Source organism: Yersinia aldovae 670-83, assembly GCF_000834395.1.
Classification (GTDB): Bacteria; Pseudomonadota; Gammaproteobacteria; order Enterobacterales; family Enterobacteriaceae; genus Yersinia; species Yersinia aldovae.
This window is the reverse complement of the sequence record NZ_CP009781.1, coordinates 236,858-257,543: the sequence shown is the minus strand read 5'-3', so window position 1 is coordinate 257,543 and position 20,686 is coordinate 236,858. Positions and strand designations below refer to the sequence as shown.

Genomic DNA, 20,686 nt, shown 5'->3' with positions numbered 1-20,686 from the left:
CTGATGAGTTATGCGAATAATGTCGGCGTTAGGCGCTTTTTGTGATGATCCAATGTTGCTGATTAAAGCTATGTATCTGAAAATCAACCTCAAATACGCGGGAAAGCCGATTGGCCTGCATGACTTGTTGAGTCTCTCCCTGCGCCAGCACAGCCCCTTGCGACATCAACCACACCTGAGAAGCATGTTGCAAGGTATGGTTAAGGTCATGAGCACTGATTATCGCACTGCGCCCGGCCCGGCAGAACTCACTTAGCAAACCATCTAAAGCCACTTTCTGCGCCACATCCAACCCCGTATAGGGTTCATCGAGCAGTAACAGTTTACTGTCAGGATTAATATCAGGCCAAACTTGTAAAAATATGGCGGCAAGCCTGACACGCTGCCATTCTCCCCCTGAAAGGTGTGATAGTAATTGTGGCAACTTATCTGTCAGACGGAGTTTCTTACACAAATAGCCAATCGCCGACGCGACAGCTTCGGCCGTCGCACCCTCAGGTTGGTGCAGAGAAAGGTATTGGAATACCGGCATCATCGTTAACGCAGGCTGCTGTTGGCATAAATAAGCACGCTGCCTGGCTAATTCGCGGCCTGAATAATATGGCATGGGATTACCTGCCAACAAAATATCCCCATCGGCGGGTAACAATCCCGCCAGCGCCATTAGTAGTGTACTTTTCCCCGCGCCATTCGGCCCGATTAAATGAATTTGCAACCCAGCCGCCACCTGCGATGAGAACGGCGCAAGACGATTTTCTATACTGATATTACTAAGTTGCAATAGCATCGAATTAAGCTCTTCGTCGGTAAACTAATGGCGAGCCACAGCCTGATTAATTGCCTTAATTAAAATAGGATCTTCTGGCGTCATGTCTGGAGCGAAACGGTCGAGCACCACGCCATCACGGCTAATTAAGAACTTTTCAAAATTCCACAGAATATCACCCTGCTGTTTTGGTTCACGGCCTTTACTCGCCAAGCGTTGGTAAAACTCACTTCCTTCCGGTTTTACTGCAACAGATTTAGCCGCAATCAAGTGCTTATATAAAGGATGACGCTGGGAACCATTGACCTCGATTTTGCTAAACATAGGGAATTCCACCCCAAACGTTCCACGGCAGAATGCGTGAATTTCCTCATCACTGCCCGGCTCTTGGCCAGCAAATTCATTGCTTGGGAAGCCTAATACTTCAAAACCCTGCTGCTGATAGGTTTTATACAGTTTTTCCAGCCCTTCATACTGCTTGGTCAGGCCACATTGAGAAGCCACATTCACCACCAGCAATACCGAGCCTTTATACTTATCCAGTAGAACAGATTGATGATCAATGGATTGCAGCGGGATAGCATAAATTGGATTACTCATCAGGAGAGCCTCTTATTCAGCGAATGTAAACAGGTGAAATCACAAAGATATTGATAGCGATAAGACGGATCACTCTACACTTTTCACCCGAGTCAGCAACCAAATAAACAGCGGCGCACCTAATGTCGCGGTAACCACACCAATCGGTAACTCGGCTGAAAAGAGGGCAATCCGTGCCACAACATCGGCCAATAGCAATACTCCCCCCCCCGCCAAAGCGCAACCGGCTAATAAGCGGCGTTGATCGGTTAAACCGGTTAATCGCAGTATATGGGGGATAACCAGACCAATAAAACTGATCACCCCAGCCAACGCCACACTGATTCCAACCAGCAAACCAATAGCCAGCACTAATAGGTTACGCCATAGATGAAGTGATATTCCCAGTTGCCTGGCTTGCTGTTCACCTAATGACATGAAATTAAGCGCCCGCCCCTGACAACAAAGCCATACAACGACCGGTAGCAACACAAACACCATTCCTTGCTGCCGCCAGTCAACACCGCTAAATCCCCCCATCATCCAATACATCAATTGCCGCAAATCCAGGCTGGTGCTGAAATAAACCGCCCACGTCATAATAGCACTACAGACAATACCTAAAGCGACACCGACCAAGAGTAAACGGGCATTGGTGAGCATACGGCGGCGAGCAAAACTGAGCAGTAAAAAGGTCATGAATAATGCCCCCGCAATGGCGCAGGCACTTAAAAACCACACCGGCAGCAATCCATGCCCCAACAATACCGCCATAACCAGCGCGACCCCCGCGCCATTCGCCACCCCTAATAAGCCGGGTTCTGCTAATGGGTTCTCAAACAATGCCTGCATCACGGCACCAGAGACGGCAAGGCTGGCACCAACCATAATCACAGCCATTGCCCTTGGCAAACGCAGTTGCCATACGAATAACTTCCCCTGCTCGCTGAACCATTGCATTGGCCAAAGCCAGACATCGCCTGCACACAGACTGATCACCAACGCCATGAATAGCATGGCAGCCAAACCGCCAAGATAGCGATGATCACGGTGTTGTTGATGTTGCTGAAGTGCGGTAAATAACTGACTTGTCTGCATTACATCCTCGGTCAAGACCTCAGGCGTCACTTGGCCTGACAGATAAACATGGCGGCTTTAATCCCCATCGCAGGCACAGATAGTAAGGGGTTAAGGCGATCAGGGGAAGTTTTGCATTGAAAATGCATATTTTATTGGGGCGACGACCCGCTTGGTTTAGCGTTCTACCACTCAACCATGCCAATTAATCTGTCGCAGGCAGACTTTTTTGTTTGATTCAGGATTTCTTCTAATGGATTGCTAACCTATTAATCATTACAATCAGTTAAGTGTTAAAACCACTGTGCTAAAGTTAGCATATTAAAAATGAAATAAAATCAGTACAACTTGTGAGGTCACACAATGATGTGCCTTGCTGAAACCTCTCAGCAAATTCAGTGCGCTGATTATTGCGGTCTTTGAAATTTAGAAGGATTACACATTATGTCAAACATGGTTTTTTGCCGTGGGTGCGGTAAAGAAATACATGAATCGGCAAGAGCTTGCCCAAGTTGCGGTGCAACTCAAAAAGTCACGGGTGAGAGAAATCGTATGGTTGCGGCTCTTCTGGCGTTTTTTCTGGGTGGATTCGGCGCGCACAAATTTTATTTGGGTAAGATTGGACAGGGATTCTTATATCTCATTTTCTGCTGGACATTCATTCCATCAATTATCGCCTTCATTGAATTTATTATTTATCTTTGCAATTCCGATGAAGAGTTTGCCCGAAAATACGGTTAACTGAAATTGGACGATAAGAGACAGCCAAGGGTATAAACCCCGCAATGTGGGGTTTTTCTTGACGCGGCCAACGCGCACTCACGACTAGAGTATGGGAAAAGCGCGGCAAGACCTTAAGTTGTGGTCAATAGCCAAGTGTCGTGAAAACAAAGTTATCATATTTCAATTAATTACAGACAAGAAAAAGGCCGCTTGCGCGGCCTTTTGTTTTGGATAGTACTCACTCTTTGGGAGTGGCCGTCTCTACCCGGCTTTTTAGCTTTTGTCCTGGACGGAAAGTCACCACACGGCGCGCCGTAATAGGAATGTCCTCACCCGTCTTCGGATTACGGCCCGGACGTTGGTTCTTGTCTCGCAGATCAAAATTGCCAAAGCCAGACAGTTTGACCTGTTCGCCATTCTCTAAAGCACGACGTACCTCTTCAAAGAATAACTCCACCAGATCTTTGGCATCTCGTTTGCTAAGCCCTAGCTTTTCAAACAGATGTTCTGACATTTCAGCTTTAGTAAGCGCCATAGGTTCAATCCCTCAAGGATGCTTGGAATCGCTGTTTTAACGCCTCTACACATCTTGCGACGGTCGCGGCGATCTCCTCTTCTTCCAGTGTACGGGCGGTATCCTGCAACACCAGACTAATAGCCAGACTCTTATAACCTTCTGCTACGCCCTTGCCACGGTACACATCAAACAAGTTTACGCCAACTACCTGATTTGCGCCAACTTTCTTACACTCCGCCAAAATATCTTCTGCGGGGACGTTTTCGGCCACCACAACGGCGATGTCACGACGGTTTGCTGGGAAGCGTGAAATCTCGCTGGCCTGAGGCACAGCGCGGTCTGCGAGCTTGTTCCACTGCACTTCAAACACCACAGTTCGACCATTTAGACTCAGCTTACGTTCCAACTCAGGATGAACTACACCAATGAAACCAATGTGTTCCCCTGCTAAATAAATTGCCGCACTCTGCCCTGGATGCAGTGCAGGATGTGCTTGTGCACGGAACTGAACATCAGATAATTTGCCGGTAAGTTCCAGAATTGCTTCCAGATCACCTTTCAAATCATAGAAGTCGATTGGCTGACGCGCCAGATCCCAATGCTCTTCAAAACGGTGGCCAGCAATGACACCGGCTAGCATTACATCCTGTCTAACCCCGAGATCTGCTGTACTATCAGGTACAAAGCGTAACCCACTTTCAAATAAACGCAAGCGAGATTGCTGGCGATTCTGGTTATAAACCACTGCTGACAGTAAACCTGTCAACAATGATAAGCGCATCGCAGACATCTCAATCGAGATAGGGCTTGGCAAAATTAATGCGTCTTGCTGTGGGTGCAGAAGTGCTTGTACTTTCGGGTCAACAAAACTGTAAGTAATTGCTTCCTGATAGCCGCGATCGACTAAAGCGGTTTTTACACGCTTCAATGATAAATCAGCTTCGCGATGTTTGGTCATCACCAAATCAGCTTTGATAGGCACATCCGGGATATTGTTATAACCGTAGATGCGGGCAACTTCTTCCACCAGATCTTCTTCGATTTCCATATCGAAACGCCAGCTTGGCGCTACTGCCCGCCAATCAGAACCGAGTTCAGTCACCTGACAACCGAGCCGGCGCAGAATGTCACTCACCTGCGGTGAAGGGACATGATGACCAATCAACCGATCCAATTTCTCACGGTGTAGCGTGATGGTGGCGCATTTTGGTAATTCTGCGGCCGCGGTCACGTCAATTACCGGCCCCGCTTCACCACCACAGATATCAATTAGCAGACGTGTTGCGCGCTCAATGGCTTTGTGCTGCAACGCCGGATCAACACCACGCTCATAGCGATGTGACGCATCGGTATGCAACCCCTGACGGCGGGCGCGGCCAGTTATAGACAGTGGGTTGAAGAAGGCGCACTCCAGCAATACATTCTGCGTTTCTTCATTTACGCCAGAATGTTCACCGCCAAAAATACCGGCCATTGCCAGTGCTCGCTGTTTGTCGGCAATCACCAGTGTATCGGCGCTCAATTTAGCGTTGGTGCCATCCAGCAGTGTCAGTTCTTCCGCTTCGGCTGCCATTCGCACAATGATTTCGCCATCGATGCGATCAAGATCAAACGCATGCATTGGTTGCCCCAACTCCAGCAGTACGAAGTTAGTCACGTCAACAACCGGATCAATCGAACGGATACCACAACGACGCAGTTTCTCACGCATCCACAGTGGCGTGGATGCCTTAATGTTAATGCCTTTGACAACCCGGCCCAAATAACGTGGGCAGGCCTGTGGGGCGTCAACGCGGATGGGGAAGGTGTCCTTGATTGTGGCTGCCACCGGGCTTATATCCGGTTCAGTCAGCACCAACTGGTTCACTACCGCCACATCGCGCGCGACACCAATAATGCCCAAGCAATCGGCACGGTTTGGTGTCACACTGATTTCAATGGTTTTATCGTCCAGATGCAGATATTCACGCAGATCGACACCAATAGGCGCATCAGCAGGCAGTTCAATAATACCGTCACTATCTTCTGAAATAGCCAGCTCAGAGAAAGAGCACAGCATCCCTTCTGATGGTTCACCACGCAGTTTAGCAGCTTTGATTTTGAAATCGCCCGGCAGCACAGCACCAACAGTCGCAACAGCGACTTTCAAGCCCTGACGACAGTTCGGTGCACCACACACGATATCCAATAAGCGGTCACCGCCTACATCAATTTTGGTCACCCGCAGTTTATCGGCGTTGGGATGTTGGCCACATTCGACAACATGACCGACAACGACACCATTGAATTCGCCCGCAACCGCATCTACACCATCAACTTCTAAACCGGCCATAGTGATTTGATGGGCCAGGTCATCACTACTAATGGCTGGGTTTACCCATTCGCGTAACCAAAGTTCACTGAATTTCATGAGATATTCCCGCCTTACTTAAACTGTTTGAGGAAACGCAGATCATTTTCGAAGAATGCCCGCAAATCGGTGACGCCGTAACGCAACATAGTTAAGCGTTCCATCCCCATACCGAATGCAAAACCTGAATAAATATCAGGATCAATACCGACGTTTCGCAATACATTTGGATGCACCATGCCGCAACCAAGCACTTCAAGCCATTTACCATTTTTACCCATCACATCCACTTCAGCGGACGGTTCGGTAAACGGAAAATAGGAAGGGCGGAAACGAATTTGCAAATCTTCTTCGAAGAAATTACGCAAGAAGTCATGCAAGGTGCCTTTCAAATTGGTGAAGCTGATATCACGGTCAACAATCAGCCCTTCCATTTGATGGAACATTGGAGTGTGCGTTTGGTCGTAATCATTACGATACACACGGCCCGGCACGATAATTCGAATAGGTGGCTGCTGGGTTTTCATGGTGCGAATTTGCACGCCCGAGGTCTGCGTGCGCAGCAGCCGGGTCGCATCAAACCAGAAAGTATCATGGTCAGCACGCGCGGGGTGATGAGCCGGAATATTCAATGCATCAAAGTTATGATAGTCGTCTTCGATTTCTGGGCCAGATTCAACAGAAAAGCCCAATTCACCAAAGAAAGTCTCAATGCGGTCAATCGTACGCGTGACCGGATGTAACCCCCCATTCTCCATACGACGCCCGGGTAATGAGACATCAATAGTTTCAGCCGCTAATCGGGCATTCAAGACGGCGGATTCCAGCTTATCCTTACGAGCATTGAGTGCTTCTTGTACGTCTTGTTTGGCCTGATTAATAACGGCACCGGCTGCTGGACGCTCATCAGCTGGCAGCTCACGCAATGATGTCATCTGAAGGGTCAAATGGCCTTTTTTGCCCAGGTATTCGACGCGTACCAAATCCAACGCGGCGACATCTTGGGCATCTTCTATGGCTGCTTTAGCATTGGCAACCAGCTCTGCGAGATGTGGCATTGTTTTCTCTTCCTCTGGCCGTATGGCCCGCTTATAGTTATATCCGTCATACTTCAAGCCGCATGTGCGTTGGCTGCTTTCGTTCACCCCAGTCACTTACTTGAGTAAGCTCCGGGGGATTCGCTCAATTGCCACCTTCCTGCAACTCGAATTATTTAGGATACATGTAATTAGTTAAAATCCGATAAATAAAATAAATTTTTCATACAAAATCAATAAGGTACCACATCCGCGACACCCTTACTCTAGCCATCATAAATGCTGTAGAGCAAAAACAAAAAAGCCTCCACAATGGGAGGCTTAGGCGTTATTTTTCGTTTCTATTCTTACGCTCAAGCCTCCTTAAATCAGGCGCTAAAGTAAAAAGAGAAGCGAAAAGTAACTGTATGTGTCATAGCAAAGACCTTTAGACCAATAAGATAAAAATTAAAAGAGGGAGACAAGCTCCCTCTTCAATTCTGACTTACGCCAGAGCTGCTTTCGCTTTTTCGACCAGTGCAGAGAATGCCACTTTATCGAATACTGCGATATCAGCCAAGATCTTACGGTCAATTTCAATAGAAGCCTTTTTCAGGCCATTAATGAATTTGCTGTAAGACATGTCATTCTGACGAGCAGCTGCGTTGATACGTGCAATCCACAGTTGGCGGAATTGACGCTTCCGTTGACGGCGGTCACGGTAGGCGTATTGGCCTGCCTTGATCACTGCCTGGAAAGCAACACGATAAACGCGCGAACGGGCACCGTAGTAACCTTTCGCTTGCTTTAATATTTTTTTGTGACGTGCACGAGCTACCACACCACGTTTTACGCGAGCCATTTACTTCTCCTATCGCCTTAATTCAAACCAAAAGTTGCTTATGCGTACGGCAGACATGCTACGACCAAACCTAGATCGTTCTTAGATACCATGCCTTTTGGACGTAAATGACGTTTACGCTTAGTAGCTTTTTTGGTCAGAATATGACGCAGGTTAGCATGCTTACGCTTAAAACCACCGGAACCGGTCTTTTTGAAGCGTTTAGCGGCGCCGCGTACTGTCTTGATTTTTGGCATTGAATATATCCACTTCGCATTGTTAATTACAACGAGCTAGTTAGGCGAACAGACTCTGACTCTGCAAACAGAGAGGAGCCTGCTACTTGAGTGCCTTACTGTCTCTTCTTAGGTGCGAGCACCATGATCATCTGACGACCTTCGATACGAGTCGGGAAAGACTCCACGACGGCCAAATCAGAATCTTCAGTCAGATCTTTTTTGACACGGTTAAGGACTTCCATGCCGATCTGTTGGTGCGCCATTTCACGCCCACGGAATCGCAGGGTGATTTTGGCTTTATCGCCATCTTCCAGAAAGCGAATCAGGTTGCGTAGTTTGACCTGATAGTCGCCATCATCGGTACCAGGACGGAATTTAATTTCCTTGACCTGTATGACTTTTTGCTTCTTCTTCTGTTCTTTTGTCGACTTGCTCTTCTCATAGAGGAATTTGCCGTAATCCATAATACGGCAAACCGGCGGCTCGGCATTCGGACTGATTTCTACTAAATCAACACCAGCTTCCTCAGCTTTTTCAAGAGCTTCATTCAGACTGACAATACCAATCTGTTCACCATCGACGCCTGTTAAGCGAACTTCTGTGGCGCGAATCTCTTTGTTGATGCGATTAGGACGCGCCGGTTGAACTCGTTTTCCGCCTTTAATACTTTATTCCTCCAGTTGATGAAGACTACGGCTGCGAATTTCTGTTAGCAGCTTGTCTACGACCACGTTGACGTCCAGACTTCCCAAGTCTTTACCACGGCGGGTACGAACGGCAATCTTGCCTGATTCGACCTCTTTATCGCCACAGACCAACATATAGGGAACTCGACGCAACGTATGTTCACGAATTTTAAAGCCAATCTTCTCATTTCTCAAGTCCGCTTTTGCCCTAATTCCTGCATCTTGCAGTTTTTTGGTCACTTGCTGGACATAATCAGACTGACTATCGGTGATATTCATCACCACGACTTGTACCGGAGCTAACCATGTTGGGAAGAAGCCTGCATATTCTTCGGTTAAAATACCGATGAAGCGCTCCATTGAACCCAAAATAGCCCGGTGAATCATTACCGGCACCTGGCGATCGTTGTTTTCGCCGATGTAAGACGCACTTAAGCGGCCCGGTAATGAGAAATCGAGTTGTACGGTACCACACTGCCACGCACGATCCAAACAATCATGCAAGGTAAATTCAATTTTCGGGCCATAGAAAGCCCCTTCACCCGGCTGATAATCAAACGGAATACCATTTTCAGTCAACGCAGCGGCTAAATCATCTTCAGCGCGCGTCCACAAATCATCACTGCCAATGCGCTTTTCAGGGCGAGTGGATAGCTTGACCACAATCTTTTCGAAACCAAAGGTGCTGTACATGTCGTACACCATCTTAATACAGCTATTCACTTCATCGCGCACCTGCTCTTCAGTACAGAAGATGTGGGCATCGTCCTGAGTAAAACCACGCACGCGCATCAGCCCGTGCAGCGCGCCCGATGGCTCATTACGATGGCAGCTACCAAACTCGGCCATGCGTAATGGCAAATCACGGTAAGACTTCAACCCTTGGTTGAAAATCTGTACATGCCCTGGGCAGTTCATTGGCTTGATGCAATACTCGCGGTTTTCCGACGACGTGGTGAACATATGCTCAGCATAGTTTTCCCAATGTCCGGTTTTTTCCCACAGTACGCGATCCATCATGAACGGCCCTTTCACTTCCTGATACTGGTACTCTTTGAGCTTCATGCGCACAAAAGTTTCTAGTTCACGGAAAATGGTCCAGCCGTCATTGTGCCAGAACACCATACCCGGTGCTTCTTCCTGCATGTGATAAAGGTCTAGTTGCTTACCAATCTTACGATGGTCGCGTTTGGCCGCTTCTTCCAGACGTTGCAAATAAGCATTCAGTTGCTTCTTATCACCCCACGCCGTGCCATAAATACGTTGCAGCATCTTATTTTTGCTGTCGCCACGCCAGTAAGCACCAGAAGTTTTCTGCAATTTAAAGTGATGGCAGAAACGCATATTGGGCACATGTGGGCCACGACACATATCAACGTATTCTTCATGGTGATATAAACCTGGGCGATCATCATGGCTGATATTCTCATCGAGGATCGCCACTTTATAATCTTCACCACGAGCAGCAAAAACATCACGCGCTTCTTGCCAACTGACTTTCTTCTTGATGACATCGTAATCTTTATCGGCGAGTTCATGCATCCGCTGGTCCAGCAGATCCAAATCTTCCTGCGTCAAAGTACGGTCGATATCAACATCGTAATAGAAGCCGTTGTCGATAACCGGGCCGATGGCCATTTTGGTATCAGGCCAAAGTTGCTTGATGGCATGTCCCAATAAATGCGCGCATGAATGGCGGAGAATCTCCAAACCTTCCGCATCTTTGGTGGTAATAATAGCCAGTTGAGCATCTGATTCAATCAGGTCACTGGCGTCCACCAGCTCACCATTGACGCGCCCCGCTATGCAGGCTTTTGCCAGACCAGGGCCGATATCCAGAGCCACATCAAGAGCAGAAACGGCGTGATCGTAATGACGTTGACTACCGTCAGGAAGGGTAATAACGGGCATTCTAATTCCTTATCTACAGTGGTGACCCACACGACAGATCACATGCAAGACGTAATTATTGTTTAATTTCAAAAAGTTGCATTATCAATTTAACCCACGTTTGTTATATTGGTACGCAACTGTGTACACAGTTCGCTTTGTAACGCAGTCAGTATCACAAAGTAAATTCATATTATCACTACTCAATATAATGACAAACACTATCGCCCACGACCTTAATGATGGTTTATCTATCCCCGGACGTCAGTAAAGAATAAGATGCAATAAGTAATGAGAATGTGGCATGGGTGTGGGGGCTATACCCTAAAATTCGAGTTGCAGGAAGGCTGCAACCGAAAGAGAAAAATAAATAACTATAAATCAATGCGTTGAATGGAACTTAGCAACCAATACACATGCAGTTTAAAGTATAACGGGTATAAACAGTGATAATGATCCTCGACAAAGTTATCATGCTAAATCTGCTCTACGATCACCCTAATACTCAACGCCGTCCAAATGAGGATCTGCTATTGCAGCGACAACCTGTTACATCCTCCAGAATTCTGTCGATTGGTTATGATCCTGAAAATCGTATGCTGGAGATACAATTTCGTGAACAAGGGACTTATCAGTACCTTGGCGTTCCTGAACGCATCCATCAAAATTTTATGTCTGCGGTTTCGAAAGGGCGCTTTTTTGATGGCGTCATAAAAGGTAAGTTCTTGTGCCGGAAAATTGGGTAATCCGCAAGAATAAATAATGCAGAACTGAAACGGTCGCTTCAATGATAAATTTATGCTGCGAAGCCTACCGTTTCAGAAACGCCCTTCCCTGAGATATCACGCCATAAAATAACGCCATAAATAGGATATAGGGACAACAAACAATAAGGCGGGCAGAAAATTCACCACTGCAAATATTTTTATTTGTGCGATACGCAACCCTACCGCAATCATAATAATCCCACCACAGGCAGAAAAGTCGGCGAAAGCGATATCATCCATATAAGGCATGATGAGTGTTGCCAATAAAACCAACGTAATTTGGATCAGTAATTGCGGAATAGCAATCGCCACCAGCGCAATACCTAATGAAATTGAAAATATCAGTGCAGTGAAAAAATCCATTAATGCTTTGACAAACAATAGCTGAAAGTCACCAGTCATCCCCTCGGTCAATGAACCAACAACACCTAATCCACTGGCACAGAACAACACAATCATGGCGGTAAAACTTTGCGCAAACTCTTGTGGTGGCAATGTACTTCGCGAGGGAATAACGCGCTCTAGTAATATGCGGGTTTTATTCGCACCCCACTTAACGCCTTGCTCTAGTGAGAGTAATTCACCCACTGCCGTACCGATAATCAACGCCAGTATAACAGCCGGCATAAAATGGACTTTCACTACCATGACAATACCAATCGAAATAGACGCTAAAGCAAAGGTCGCGGGTAACCCTTCTTGTAGGCGTTTAGGGACATGGCGGGCAAGTAATACTCCAGCGACGCCGCCAAGAATAATCCCTGCGCTATTAATAAACGGGCCTAGCATACCTCGCTCCTCATCGCTAAAACGCGATGTTCTGAATAAAATGTGTCTGTTTTAGAATTAGGCGGTTTCGATAATAACTAAAGACAAACAACTGAAAATGAGGATGACTCTTGCCGCCAAGATATCTTTATTATTTACCTTGAAAGGGTACTGCAAAGTCGCCATCGGTGTGAAGTATAAACCCAAAGTGCTAACTTATTCGGTTCCCCACGCGGCCCAAATAGACATCAGCGATAATTAGCCTTTACGCTGCAAGTTATTCGTGGTTGGGCACACTTCTTCGTGGTGAAAAGATGTTTTTTTAACCAACAATGATTTACATTATCACCTATTGCTTTTGAGTAGCACTGGGTGTATTGCTATTTCTACAGGATGTGCCCATAATCAATTTCCGTTTCCGTGTAGCAATGGTTACTGGAACGCCGCCCCGATTGTTAACGCAATCGGGGCGTTTTATTTTCCCGCTATCCCACCTGATACCGCCCCCAACGCCCCTGGTCGCATCAAATCGTATTGATTCATAAATACTGAACTAAATAATCCATTACATCCGTTTTTCTTCCGTATTTAATTGCCTATGATTTGTTCACTGGTCATCGGAGGGAGCAATATGATGCAAAAGATTAAAGCAGATTTGTCAGTCCTCGAACTTTATTTTCGCCAAACACATCAGCAATGCACAGCCAACACGCCCTGGTTCAAGCGCTGGCTCTATATTTCGGTGGAAGAAAGGATGCAAATTCTGAATGATTTACTGACGCCGTATCAAACCAAGCCACCAGAGAAACCTTAGCTGTGGGTGATAACCACTAACAAGCAAGGCACCGGCCCTCGGGCGAGTAGTTGTATGGCTGATGTCACAATGGCATTCACTTAGATGAATACCTTTTAGCTAAGTCGATAGCAGCCTGAATTGCCGAACGAGCTTGAGGGCTGTTTTTCCAGCAACTTGACCCCACCATCGCTGCGGCATTGCTCACAATCTCACTCATATCTGCCTGACTGAGTTGAGTCAGTGAGGTAAAGCCGAGCTGTTCCAGGCGGGCAATCACCGTCGGCCCGATACCTTTCACCGCCAGCAAAGCATTACGTTCATTATTATTAAATGCCATTTGAGCCTCGGATTACGATTGAATCAATACAACTAGCTGATGGTTATAAGCTCTTCCTGGCTGCATTTTCCGCACTGAAAAACCATAGCTCTGGCAAACGGTTAGGATAAAACCGGATCTCATAAGTATCTTTGAGGGGCGCTAAACGCCAACGCGGACGGGCTTCACGCTTGGGTTTTAAAAACCGTAAACGCCCACGAGTACGTGCTGCCTGTGTATCCAACACCCATGCTGCCGAGGTGGATAATGGCTGGCGAATATATTCATCTTCAACGCTGATATCACAAATACACAATGCCGTATTCCTTGCAAAAATTGATACTAACGTGATTATTCTGGATTTGAGCAATTGAACCAACTATCGTACGGCAAACATTTGATCTGTATCACATATGCCCGTTATCTTTAAGGCCACCACCGGCGGCGGCAATTCTGGCTCAGCCGAATCACAGATTCGGGCTGATTTTTGCGTTGAAACACCCTTAAATAAGGTAGCAATAGCCTTTTACCTGAGCTATCGCGTAGAGTGGCGGCTTAGTCATACTCTCTCTGCACTGTGGTGTGGGTCAGTATACATATAATTACCTGATATGATTGATTTTGTCGGGTGCAATTAGCACTATGTGGAGTTGTGTCGATGGAAAGTATTTTCGAATTGTTTCAAGCCATTGGTTTAGGCTTGGTGTTGCTATTGCCTCTGGCAAACCCCTTAACAACGGTGGCGCTCTTACTCGGGTTGTCCGGCAATATGACCAGCGAAGAGCGCAATCAGCAGTCGAAGATGGCATCAATATATGTCTTCTTTATTATGACGATTGCCTATTATGCTGGTCAGGTCGTGATGAATACCTTCGGTATATCAATTCCTGGTTTGCGAATTGCCGGTGGGCTGATTGTGGCATTTATTGGTTTTCGTATGCTTTTTCCACACCAATCGGCGGAAGATACACAATTAGAAGCCAAATCTCAGGATTTAAAGCAGCGTAAATCCATTAATATCGCCTTTGTTCCATTGGCAATGCCGAGCACCGCAGGGCCGGGTACCATCGCCATGATCATCAGCTCCGCCGCCTCAATGAAAGGCCATACCCTATTTAGCCCTTGGGTTGTCACCGTTGCGCCGGTACTGATTTTTCTTTCTGTCTCATTGATTTTATGGGGATCGTTACTCAGCTCAGGTGCCATTATGCGTTGGGTGGGTAAAAGCGGAATTGAAGCGATTTCACGTCTGATGGGGTTCTTGCTGGTCTGTATGGGGGTACAATTCATTATTAATGGTGTACTGGATATTATCGCAAACTACCCCACCACCCTCTCATAAAAACAACCAAAACGAAGGAGGGAAACGCTAGCCGATGTTTATAATGATACCTGCTTATCATGATAAAAATTACAGCGCCCATAGGGCTACATCGGTTAGCGTTTTAATATTATTCTGACATCGCCCGGTAAGCAGTATCAACTTTCCACAAATAACGTGGGGCCTGCGCTGCCGGATGCTTCTTTTGTATATGCTGATAAAACTCGTTAGGACTAAGACTGTTAATCTTATTCACTGCCAACCGTTTATCTGATGAGAACGTTCGCAGCATCGCACCTGCGCCATTGGCATAAGAAACAATGGTGGCATAACGCAATGTTTGCGGATCATTTATCCCCGCTAACTGTTGGTTTTGCAAAATATTGAGATAGGCAGCACCGATATCAATATTCTTCACCGGATCTTTTAACTCACCAGAGCTAGGCTGACCATTGCGCCCTTTCATCCGATACGCATCACGCCCGGCGGTTGAGGCTTTAATTTGCATCAAACCGATAGCATTGGAGGTACTTACCACATCAGGATTGTAACCGGACTCCACCTGGATAATGGCTTTAATCAAGGTTTCATCAACACCATAATGGCTGGCGGCTTGTTTAATTACGTCGCTGTAGGCAACGGTACTTGAACCAGCGCTGCTTTTCGGTGCATTAATAAAACCACCCGGTGGCACTTTTTTGAGCCACCCATTGTTCGCTTGTGGTGGCGGTGTTTGTTTAGCACACCCCACCAGCAATAAAACTGCCATAAGGCAACCGACTTTTGGATTCACAGTATTCCCCGTGCTAATAAGCCGTTTTGTAGCATATACAAGTTGTCGCCCCGTCCAAATAGATTTTTTAGCCTGGTTTGACCATGAACAGTATAATGATCAGGCTATATTCGGTAACTCTCGGTAAATTTTAGTTTATTGTATGGCGAGGCTTGACTTCATCGCTAATGATATTGATAATCATTTTCATTTAAAGAAAGGGAACATCGCCATGTTTACTAAGCAAAAAATACCCTACCTGCACACTCTACAGTCTTTTACGTCATACTTTTCGCAGGTTATCGCCCTGTTTACACTTGTGGCGTTTTCCTCACTGTTCAGCACCTCTGCACTGGCAGAAAGTAGCGACAAGGTGCTTGATAAAAAATTCAAAATTGTGACGACCTTCACGATTATTCAGGATATTGCACAAAATATCGCCGGTGATGCTGCTGTGGTGGAATCAATAACCAAGCCCGGCGCAGAAATTCACGACTATCAACCCACTCCACGGGATATCGTGAAGGCACAATCCGCCGACCTGATATTATGGAATGGTATGAATTTAGAGCGCTGGTTCGAGCGTTTCTTTGAAAATATTAAAGATGTACCTTCCGCAGTAGTAACAGACGGCATAACACCACTGCCTATTCGTGAGGGGCCTTATAAAGGTATCCCTAATCCACACGCGTGGATGTCGCCGTCAAATGCCCTGATTTATATTGAAAATATCCGTAAGGCATTGGTAGAACACGATCCGGCCCATGCTGAAACCTATAATCGCAACGCCAAAGCCTATGCTGCAAAAATTGCTGCGCTGGATGCCCCACTGCGTGAGCGGTTATCCCGTATCCCTGCCCAACAGCGCTGGTTGGTGACCAGTGAAGGCGCATTCAGCTATCTGGCGAAAGATTATGGTTTTAAAGAGGTCTATTTATGGCCAATAAATGCGGAAGAGCAAGGTTCACCGCAGCAGGTTCGTCGTGTAATCGATACGATGCGTGCCAATAAAATCCCGGTAATATTCAGCGAAAGTACCATTTCAGATAAACCCGCTAAACAAGTCAGTAAAGAAACCGGCGCACAATATGGTGGCGTGCTATATGTTGATTCTCTGTCGAATGAAAAGGGGCCAGTCCCCACGTATATCGACCTGATAAATATGACGGTACAAACTATCGCGAAAGGATTTGGTCAATGAGTCAAACTGCTTTTATCCGCCCGGAACTGATAGTGGATAACGTCACTGTCACCTATAACAATGGGCATACCGCTATTCATGATGCCAGTTTTTCGCTAACCGGAGGCACCATCTGCGCTTTGGTTGGCGTTAATGGCAGTGGCAAATCAACCCTGTTTAAAAGCATCATGGGCCAGGTAAAACCCAGCGTAGGGAAAGTCGAACTGAGCAATAAGTCAGTCAGCCACGCGTTGAAACAAAATACCATCGCTTATGTCCCGCAGACCGAAGATGTGGACTGGAACTTCCCGGTGTTGGTCGAAGATGTGGTGATGATGGGCCGTTACGGGAAGATGAATTTTCTGCGTATACCCAGCCGTGACGACAAGGCGATTGTCGATAAAGCGATTGAAAGAGTGGGTTTAAGTGCATTGCGCGCTCGCCAAATTGGGGAGCTTTCCGGTGGGCAGAAAAAACGGGTGTTTCTGGCCCGTGCACTGGCGCAACAAGGCACGGTGTTGTTGCTGGACGAGCCATTCACCGGCGTTGATGTCAAAACGGAAAATGCCATTATTGACCTGCTCCGTGCGCTGCGCGACGAAGGTCACTTGATTCTGGTTTCAACGCATAACCTGGGCAGTGTGCCAGAGTTTTGCGATCACGTTATCCTGATTAATCAGACCGTACTGGCGGCTGGCCCGACCGAAACCACCTTTACACAAAAGAATCTGGAAATGACCTTTGGCGGTGTATTGCGTCATATCAATCTGTCGGGCAACACACTGCATGACGATAATGACCCACGCACTGTAACGGTTATCACTGATGATGAACGCCCTGCCGTCTTCTATGGCCACACCAAGAATGATCCGCCAGCGCAAAGCCAGTCAAAGGAGAACAATCCCTAATGCTGGAACTTTTATTGCAGCCATTTAATTACAATTACATGGTCAAGGCGATTTGGGTCAGTGCCATCGTCGGTGCCGTGTGCGCATTTTTATCCGCCTATCTGATGCTAAAAGGCTGGTCACTGATGGGGGATGCGTTATCGCATTCAGTAGTGCCTGGAGTGGCCGGGGCTTATGCTCTTGGCTTGCCCTATGCGGCCGGAGCATTCTTCACCGGAATGCTTGCCGCACTGGCAATGACATTAGTGCGTCATGTGACACGCCTGCGTGAAGATGCCATCATCGGTTTTATCTTCTCTACCTTCTTTGCCGTAGGGCTATTAATCGTTTCGCTTAATCCGACATCGGTAAATGTGCAGTCGATTATTTTCGGTAATATTCTGGGCATCGCCGATGAAGATGTGTTGCAAGTAGAAATTATTATTCTGGTTTCTTTCGTGATCCTTTGTCTTATTTGGAAAGACCTGCTGGCGGTGTTTTTTGATGAAAGTCACGCCATGTCAATTGGCTTATCACCACTACGCCTCAAAATTTTGTTCTTTACCCTACTCAGCGCCTGTACCGTGGCGGCATTGCAAACCGTCGGCGCGATTCTGGTGATTGCGATGGTGGTGACGCCGGGGGCAACGGCCTATCTGCTCACCGACCGTTTCAGCCGCTTGCTGGTTATTGCTATCGCAATCGGCGCGTTTACCAGCGCCTTTGGCGCTTACCTCAGCTTCTATCTGGATGGGGCAACCGGGGGTGTGATTGTGACCTTGCAGACCGTGGTGTTCCTGTTAGCCTTTGTTTTCGCACCAAAACATGGGCTGTTGGCAAACCGTTATCGCAGCCGCCAGAAGCGCCGTCATCCACCGGTCCCCGTTCCGGAGGATAGCCTATGAATACCTTATTGAGTCTGGTGAGTGAACCTTTTGCCTATCCTTTTATGCAACGGGCGATTGTTGCGGCGATCATTACCGGTGTGGTGTGTGCCGTTTTATCCTGCTACCTGGTATTGAAAGGCTGGTCACTGATGGGGGATGCTATCTCTCACGCCGTACTGCCCGGCATAGTTTTGGCCTTCTGGCTCGGCATTCCTTTGGCTATTGGTGCCTTTGTCTCGGGGATATTCTGCGCCGTCGCTACCGGTTATTTAAAAGAAAACAGCCGGGTCAAAGAAGATACGGTGATGGGGATCGTGTTCTCCGGCATGTTTGCTTTTGGCCTGGTGCTGTTTTCTCGCATGGATACCGACCAACATCTCAGCCACATTTTATTCGGTAATATGCTGGGTATCTCGCTGGCAGAACTGAAACAAACATTGTGGATTGCCGGATTTACCCTGCTGGTCGTGCTGCTAAAACGTAAGGATTTCATGCTCTATTGTTTTGATCCGAACCATGCGCGCGTGATCGGATTGCCGGTCAAACTCTTGCATTATGGCCTACTCTGCCTGTTAGCCTTAACAATTGTGGCCTCATTACAGGCCGTTGGGGTAATTTTGGTCATCGCGATGCTAATAGCACCCGGTATCATCGCCTTTATGCTCTGCCGCAGTTTTGACCAAATGTTAGTGGTTGCCACACTGGTTTCCGTCGTCGCCTGTGTCTTGGGTACTTTGATTAGCTTCCATATCGATGGTGCTACCGGTCCCTGTATTGTGATTATTCAGGCTTTGTTCTTTGTAGTCGCACTCATCTACAGCCACTTTAAACCGGTAAAAGGCAGCCTAATTTCGGCACCGGCTCGTGCCGATGACAGCAAAAACGCGGCTAAAGGTAACCTGCTATAATTAATTAAGCCTCAATAAATATGCCGGAAGATAATAACCGCTCACGGCATGTTTATTACGGGCCTTGTGCTTCAGCTCCTATTTTTTGCACAATAAAGACGCTAACCTAATGATCTGTACCCGAAGTAATTGAAGTTACAACCAGGCAGCAAGCGAACATAGCTAACAATCCTGTAATTTTAATGACAAAGGGTATGACTGGCAGCTGATAGGGGGTGAATCATGTGGCAAGCAGTGAATCGTCTGTTAGGTGAATACCTCGGCCCCGCCGAGATACGCGAAAGAACCGAACTACCAGGTGGCGATATTCATGAAGCCTGGCGTCTTAGCTACGGCGAAACCGAGGTCTTCGTGAAATGCGATGCCCGTGAGATGCTCCCCATATTTACCGCTGAAGCGGATCAACTCGCCTTATTAGCGCGCAGCAAAACAGTGCACGTCCCACAAGTCTACGGTGTCGGCAGCGATCGTGATTATAGCTTTCTGCTGCTGGAATATATCCCACTAAAACCGCTGGATGCCCATAACGCCTACTGTCTTGGCCAACAATTAGCCCATTTGCACCAGTGGAGCGAACAGCTTCAGTTTGGGCTGGATTTTGATAATGATCTGGCAACCACTCCCCAACCCAACAGTTGGCAACGGCGCTGGGGGCAGTTTTTTGCGCAGCAGCGCATCGGATGGCAATTGCAGCTCGCCGCAGAAAAAGGCATGTCATTCGGTGATATCGAACAGATAACGGCCCTGGTTCAGGAACGGTTACAGCATCATCAACCACAGCCCTCCTTGCTGCATGGCGATTTATGGCCCGCTAACTGTGCCACCTGCGCCGAAGGGCCGGTTATCTTCGATCCCGCCTGCTATTGGGGAGACCGTGAATGTGACCTTGCGATGTTACCCCTCTACCCTGCCTTGCCAGCACAGATTTATGATGGTTATCAAAGCGTTTGGCCATTGCCTGCCAGTTTTATCGAGCGTCAACCTGTCTATCAGCTCTATTACTTATTAAACCGCAGTAACTTGTTCGGTGGCCAACATTGGATTAATGCACTGAAAGCGGTCGATCAGTTGCTACATCCCGAACGATTTTAGTTACGGAATACACCTTCTCTCCGCGAAAAAAAAATCTGAACAGCAGCACCCTAAAGGCGGTATCCACCCCGTCAGGGTGCTTTTTTATTATTATTATCGCCAACGCCTAAAGCCCCCTCGCCAAACTATTCGCTCTTTTCTAAAAAAACATGAAACAGAGCACACTTTTGAAACGTTTCAGCCAACTAATAATGACACGATACCCTGTTGTTTTTTGCAGGCGACAACCGCAGCCCAAAAGCGCTTACTTAACTGAAATAAAAGCCTTAATTGAGGAACAGTTCACTCTCCTCAATGGGATTCTGTTG

Annotated in this window: 23 protein-coding genes and 1 other annotated feature; of the genes, 9 read left to right on the top strand and 14 right to left on the bottom strand. The window is 47.2% G+C overall.

The window, feature by feature from the left end; genetic code table 11:
• Positions 1-28: 28 nt before the first annotated feature.
• The 3 genes from btuD to btuC all read right to left on the bottom strand — a co-directional run bounded on the left by btuD (position 29) and on the right by btuC (position 2,443).
• Positions 29-787: a vitamin B12 ABC transporter ATP-binding protein BtuD gene (gene btuD, locus AT01_RS01255; RefSeq protein ID WP_042545758.1), complete on the bottom strand. Its 759-nt coding sequence runs from the start codon at positions 785-787 to the stop codon at positions 29-31.
• A gap of 24 nt (positions 788-811) precedes the next feature.
• Entirely contained in the window at positions 812-1,366 is a 555-nt protein-coding gene (locus tag AT01_RS01250) for a glutathione peroxidase (RefSeq protein WP_042545757.1), read from the bottom strand.
• A 69-nt stretch (positions 1,367-1,435) separates the two neighbouring features.
• Positions 1,436-2,443 carry a vitamin B12 ABC transporter permease BtuC gene (gene btuC / locus AT01_RS01245; protein WP_042545756.1) on the bottom strand — a complete coding sequence of 336 codons (1,008 nt, stop codon included), beginning with the start codon at positions 2,441-2,443 and terminating at the stop codon, positions 1,436-1,438.
• 423 nt (positions 2,444-2,866) lie between these two features.
• Between btuC and AT01_RS01240 the strand changes: the two genes are divergently transcribed.
• Positions 2,867-3,163 carry a TM2 domain-containing protein gene (locus AT01_RS01240; protein ID WP_025378414.1) on the top strand — a complete coding sequence of 99 codons (297 nt, stop codon included), beginning with the start codon at positions 2,867-2,869 and terminating at the stop codon, positions 3,161-3,163.
• Positions 3,164-3,383: 220 nt separating this feature from the next.
• Here AT01_RS01240 and ihfA read toward each other — a convergent pair whose 3' ends face one another.
• The 7 genes from ihfA to thrS all read right to left on the bottom strand — a co-directional run bounded on the left by ihfA (position 3,384) and on the right by thrS (position 10,705).
• The gene (gene ihfA / locus AT01_RS01235) at positions 3,384-3,680 is read right to left on the bottom strand and encodes an integration host factor subunit alpha (protein WP_004700314.1); all 297 of its coding nucleotides are present in this window, start codon (positions 3,678-3,680) and stop codon (positions 3,384-3,386) included.
• Between the two features lie 4 nt (positions 3,681-3,684).
• Complete coding sequence (gene pheT, locus AT01_RS01230) at positions 3,685-6,072, bottom strand: phenylalanine--tRNA ligase subunit beta (RefSeq protein ID WP_042545755.1); 2,388 nt, start codon at positions 6,070-6,072, stop codon at positions 3,685-3,687.
• A 14-nt stretch (positions 6,073-6,086) separates the two neighbouring features.
• The gene (pheS, locus tag AT01_RS01225) at positions 6,087-7,070 is read right to left on the bottom strand and encodes a phenylalanine--tRNA ligase subunit alpha (RefSeq protein ID WP_042545754.1); all 984 of its coding nucleotides are present in this window, start codon (positions 7,068-7,070) and stop codon (positions 6,087-6,089) included.
• A gap of 273 nt (positions 7,071-7,343) precedes the next feature.
• Positions 7,344-7,466, bottom strand: a sequence feature (Phe leader region).
• Between the two features lie 67 nt (positions 7,467-7,533).
• Positions 7,534-7,890, bottom strand: coding sequence for a 50S ribosomal protein L20 (gene rplT / locus AT01_RS01220; RefSeq protein ID WP_004393357.1), 357 nt, complete (start codon positions 7,888-7,890; stop codon positions 7,534-7,536).
• Between the two features lie 38 nt (positions 7,891-7,928).
• Positions 7,929-8,126 carry a 50S ribosomal protein L35 gene (gene rpmI / locus AT01_RS01215; RefSeq protein ID WP_042545753.1) on the bottom strand — a complete coding sequence of 66 codons (198 nt, stop codon included), beginning with the start codon at positions 8,124-8,126 and terminating at the stop codon, positions 7,929-7,931.
• A 95-nt stretch (positions 8,127-8,221) separates the two neighbouring features.
• The gene (gene infC / locus AT01_RS20375) at positions 8,222-8,773 is read right to left on the bottom strand and encodes a translation initiation factor IF-3 (protein ID WP_011816226.1); all 552 of its coding nucleotides are present in this window, start codon (positions 8,771-8,773) and stop codon (positions 8,222-8,224) included.
• 3 nt (positions 8,774-8,776) lie between these two features.
• Positions 8,777-10,705 carry a threonine--tRNA ligase gene (thrS, locus tag AT01_RS01205; RefSeq protein WP_042545752.1) on the bottom strand — a complete coding sequence of 643 codons (1,929 nt, stop codon included), beginning with the start codon at positions 10,703-10,705 and terminating at the stop codon, positions 8,777-8,779.
• 512 nt (positions 10,706-11,217) lie between these two features.
• Between thrS and AT01_RS01200 the strand changes: the two genes are divergently transcribed.
• Entirely contained in the window at positions 11,218-11,430 is a 213-nt protein-coding gene (locus tag AT01_RS01200) for a KTSC domain-containing protein (RefSeq protein WP_042548444.1), read from the top strand.
• A 96-nt stretch (positions 11,431-11,526) separates the two neighbouring features.
• On the opposite strand, the gene AT01_RS01195 is transcribed toward AT01_RS01200, so the two are convergent.
• The gene (locus AT01_RS01195; protein WP_004700323.1) at positions 11,527-12,240 is read right to left on the bottom strand and encodes a DUF554 domain-containing protein; all 714 of its coding nucleotides are present in this window, start codon (positions 12,238-12,240) and stop codon (positions 11,527-11,529) included.
• 610 nt (positions 12,241-12,850) lie between these two features.
• Here AT01_RS01195 and AT01_RS01190 point away from each other — a divergent pair.
• Positions 12,851-13,033, top strand: a complete 183-nt coding sequence (locus tag AT01_RS01190; protein WP_004700327.1) for a hypothetical protein — start codon at positions 12,851-12,853, stop codon at positions 13,031-13,033.
• A 76-nt stretch (positions 13,034-13,109) separates the two neighbouring features.
• On the opposite strand, the gene AT01_RS01185 is transcribed toward AT01_RS01190, so the two are convergent.
• The gene (locus AT01_RS01185) at positions 13,110-13,352 is read right to left on the bottom strand and encodes a Pathogenicity locus (RefSeq protein WP_042545751.1); all 243 of its coding nucleotides are present in this window, start codon (positions 13,350-13,352) and stop codon (positions 13,110-13,112) included.
• Positions 13,353-13,395: 43 nt separating this feature from the next.
• The gene (locus AT01_RS01180; protein WP_042545750.1) at positions 13,396-13,647 is read right to left on the bottom strand and encodes a hypothetical protein; all 252 of its coding nucleotides are present in this window, start codon (positions 13,645-13,647) and stop codon (positions 13,396-13,398) included.
• A 342-nt stretch (positions 13,648-13,989) separates the two neighbouring features.
• On the opposite strand from AT01_RS01180, the gene AT01_RS01175 reads away from it, so the two are divergent.
• Entirely contained in the window at positions 13,990-14,673 is a 684-nt protein-coding gene (locus AT01_RS01175; RefSeq protein WP_004700333.1) for a MarC family NAAT transporter, read from the top strand.
• Positions 14,674-14,782: 109 nt separating this feature from the next.
• Here AT01_RS01175 and AT01_RS01170 read toward each other — a convergent pair whose 3' ends face one another.
• The gene (locus tag AT01_RS01170; protein ID WP_004700335.1) at positions 14,783-15,445 is read right to left on the bottom strand and encodes a transglycosylase SLT domain-containing protein; all 663 of its coding nucleotides are present in this window, start codon (positions 15,443-15,445) and stop codon (positions 14,783-14,785) included.
• A gap of 211 nt (positions 15,446-15,656) precedes the next feature.
• Between AT01_RS01170 and yfeA the strand changes: the two genes are divergently transcribed.
• The 5 genes from yfeA to AT01_RS01145 all read left to right on the top strand — a co-directional run bounded on the left by yfeA (position 15,657) and on the right by AT01_RS01145 (position 20,378).
• Positions 15,657-16,625: an iron/manganese ABC transporter substrate-binding protein YfeA gene (gene yfeA / locus AT01_RS01165; RefSeq protein ID WP_042545749.1), complete on the top strand. Its 969-nt coding sequence runs from the start codon at positions 15,657-15,659 to the stop codon at positions 16,623-16,625.
• Positions 16,622-17,512, top strand: a complete 891-nt coding sequence (yfeB, locus tag AT01_RS01160; RefSeq protein ID WP_042545748.1) for an iron/manganese ABC transporter ATP-binding protein YfeB — start codon at positions 16,622-16,624, stop codon at positions 17,510-17,512. Before yfeA ends, yfeB begins: the two co-directional genes overlap by 4 nt.
• On the top strand, positions 17,512-18,396 hold the full coding sequence (yfeC, locus tag AT01_RS01155) for an iron/manganese ABC transporter permease subunit YfeC (protein WP_004700338.1): 885 nt from the start codon (positions 17,512-17,514) through the stop codon (positions 18,394-18,396). Before yfeB ends, yfeC begins: the two co-directional genes overlap by 1 nt.
• Positions 18,393-19,286 carry an iron/manganese ABC transporter permease subunit YfeD gene (yfeD, locus tag AT01_RS01150; RefSeq protein ID WP_042545747.1) on the top strand — a complete coding sequence of 298 codons (894 nt, stop codon included), beginning with the start codon at positions 18,393-18,395 and terminating at the stop codon, positions 19,284-19,286. The genes yfeC and yfeD overlap by 4 nt, the downstream gene beginning before the upstream one ends.
• 222 nt (positions 19,287-19,508) lie before the next feature.
• Positions 19,509-20,378: a fructosamine kinase family protein gene (locus AT01_RS01145; protein WP_004700341.1), complete on the top strand. Its 870-nt coding sequence runs from the start codon at positions 19,509-19,511 to the stop codon at positions 20,376-20,378.
• Positions 20,379-20,686 lie beyond the last annotated feature (308 nt).

Excerpts from the sequence above, each read along its gene's own strand:
- pheT (WP_042545755.1), bottom strand. The coding sequence starts at position 6,072 with ATGAAATTCAGTGAACTTTGGTTACGCGAATGGGTAAACCCAGCCATT.
- AT01_RS01250 (WP_042545757.1), bottom strand. The coding sequence starts at position 1,366 with ATGAGTAATCCAATTTATGCTATCCCGCTGCAATCCATTGATCATCAA.
- AT01_RS01195 (WP_004700323.1), bottom strand. The coding sequence starts at position 12,240 with ATGCTAGGCCCGTTTATTAATAGCGCAGGGATTATTCTTGGCGGCGTC.
- AT01_RS01175 (WP_004700333.1), top strand. The coding sequence starts at position 13,990 with ATGGAAAGTATTTTCGAATTGTTTCAAGCCATTGGTTTAGGCTTGGTG.
- pheS (WP_042545754.1), bottom strand. The coding sequence starts at position 7,070 with ATGCCACATCTCGCAGAGCTGGTTGCCAATGCTAAAGCAGCCATAGAA.
- AT01_RS01185 (WP_042545751.1), bottom strand. The coding sequence starts at position 13,352 with ATGGCATTTAATAATAATGAACGTAATGCTTTGCTGGCGGTGAAAGGT.
- yfeD (WP_042545747.1), top strand. The coding sequence starts at position 18,393 with ATGAATACCTTATTGAGTCTGGTGAGTGAACCTTTTGCCTATCCTTTT.
- yfeA (WP_042545749.1), top strand. The coding sequence starts at position 15,657 with ATGTTTACTAAGCAAAAAATACCCTACCTGCACACTCTACAGTCTTTT.
- ihfA (WP_004700314.1), bottom strand. The coding sequence starts at position 3,680 with ATGGCGCTTACTAAAGCTGAAATGTCAGAACATCTGTTTGAAAAGCTA.
- yfeB (WP_042545748.1), top strand. The coding sequence starts at position 16,622 with ATGAGTCAAACTGCTTTTATCCGCCCGGAACTGATAGTGGATAACGTC.
- AT01_RS01190 (WP_004700327.1), top strand. The coding sequence starts at position 12,851 with ATGATGCAAAAGATTAAAGCAGATTTGTCAGTCCTCGAACTTTATTTT.
- rplT (WP_004393357.1), bottom strand. The coding sequence starts at position 7,890 with ATGGCTCGCGTAAAACGTGGTGTGGTAGCTCGTGCACGTCACAAAAAA.
- btuD (WP_042545758.1), bottom strand. The coding sequence starts at position 787 with ATGCTATTGCAACTTAGTAATATCAGTATAGAAAATCGTCTTGCGCCG.
- AT01_RS01240 (WP_025378414.1), top strand. The coding sequence starts at position 2,867 with ATGTCAAACATGGTTTTTTGCCGTGGGTGCGGTAAAGAAATACATGAA.
- AT01_RS01145 (WP_004700341.1), top strand. The coding sequence starts at position 19,509 with ATGTGGCAAGCAGTGAATCGTCTGTTAGGTGAATACCTCGGCCCCGCC.
- thrS (WP_042545752.1), bottom strand. The coding sequence starts at position 10,705 with ATGCCCGTTATTACCCTTCCTGACGGTAGTCAACGTCATTACGATCAC.
- rpmI (WP_042545753.1), bottom strand. The coding sequence starts at position 8,126 with ATGCCAAAAATCAAGACAGTACGCGGCGCCGCTAAACGCTTCAAAAAG.
- btuC (WP_042545756.1), bottom strand. The coding sequence starts at position 2,443 with ATGCAGACAAGTCAGTTATTTACCGCACTTCAGCAACATCAACAACAC.
- yfeC (WP_004700338.1), top strand. The coding sequence starts at position 17,512 with ATGCTGGAACTTTTATTGCAGCCATTTAATTACAATTACATGGTCAAG.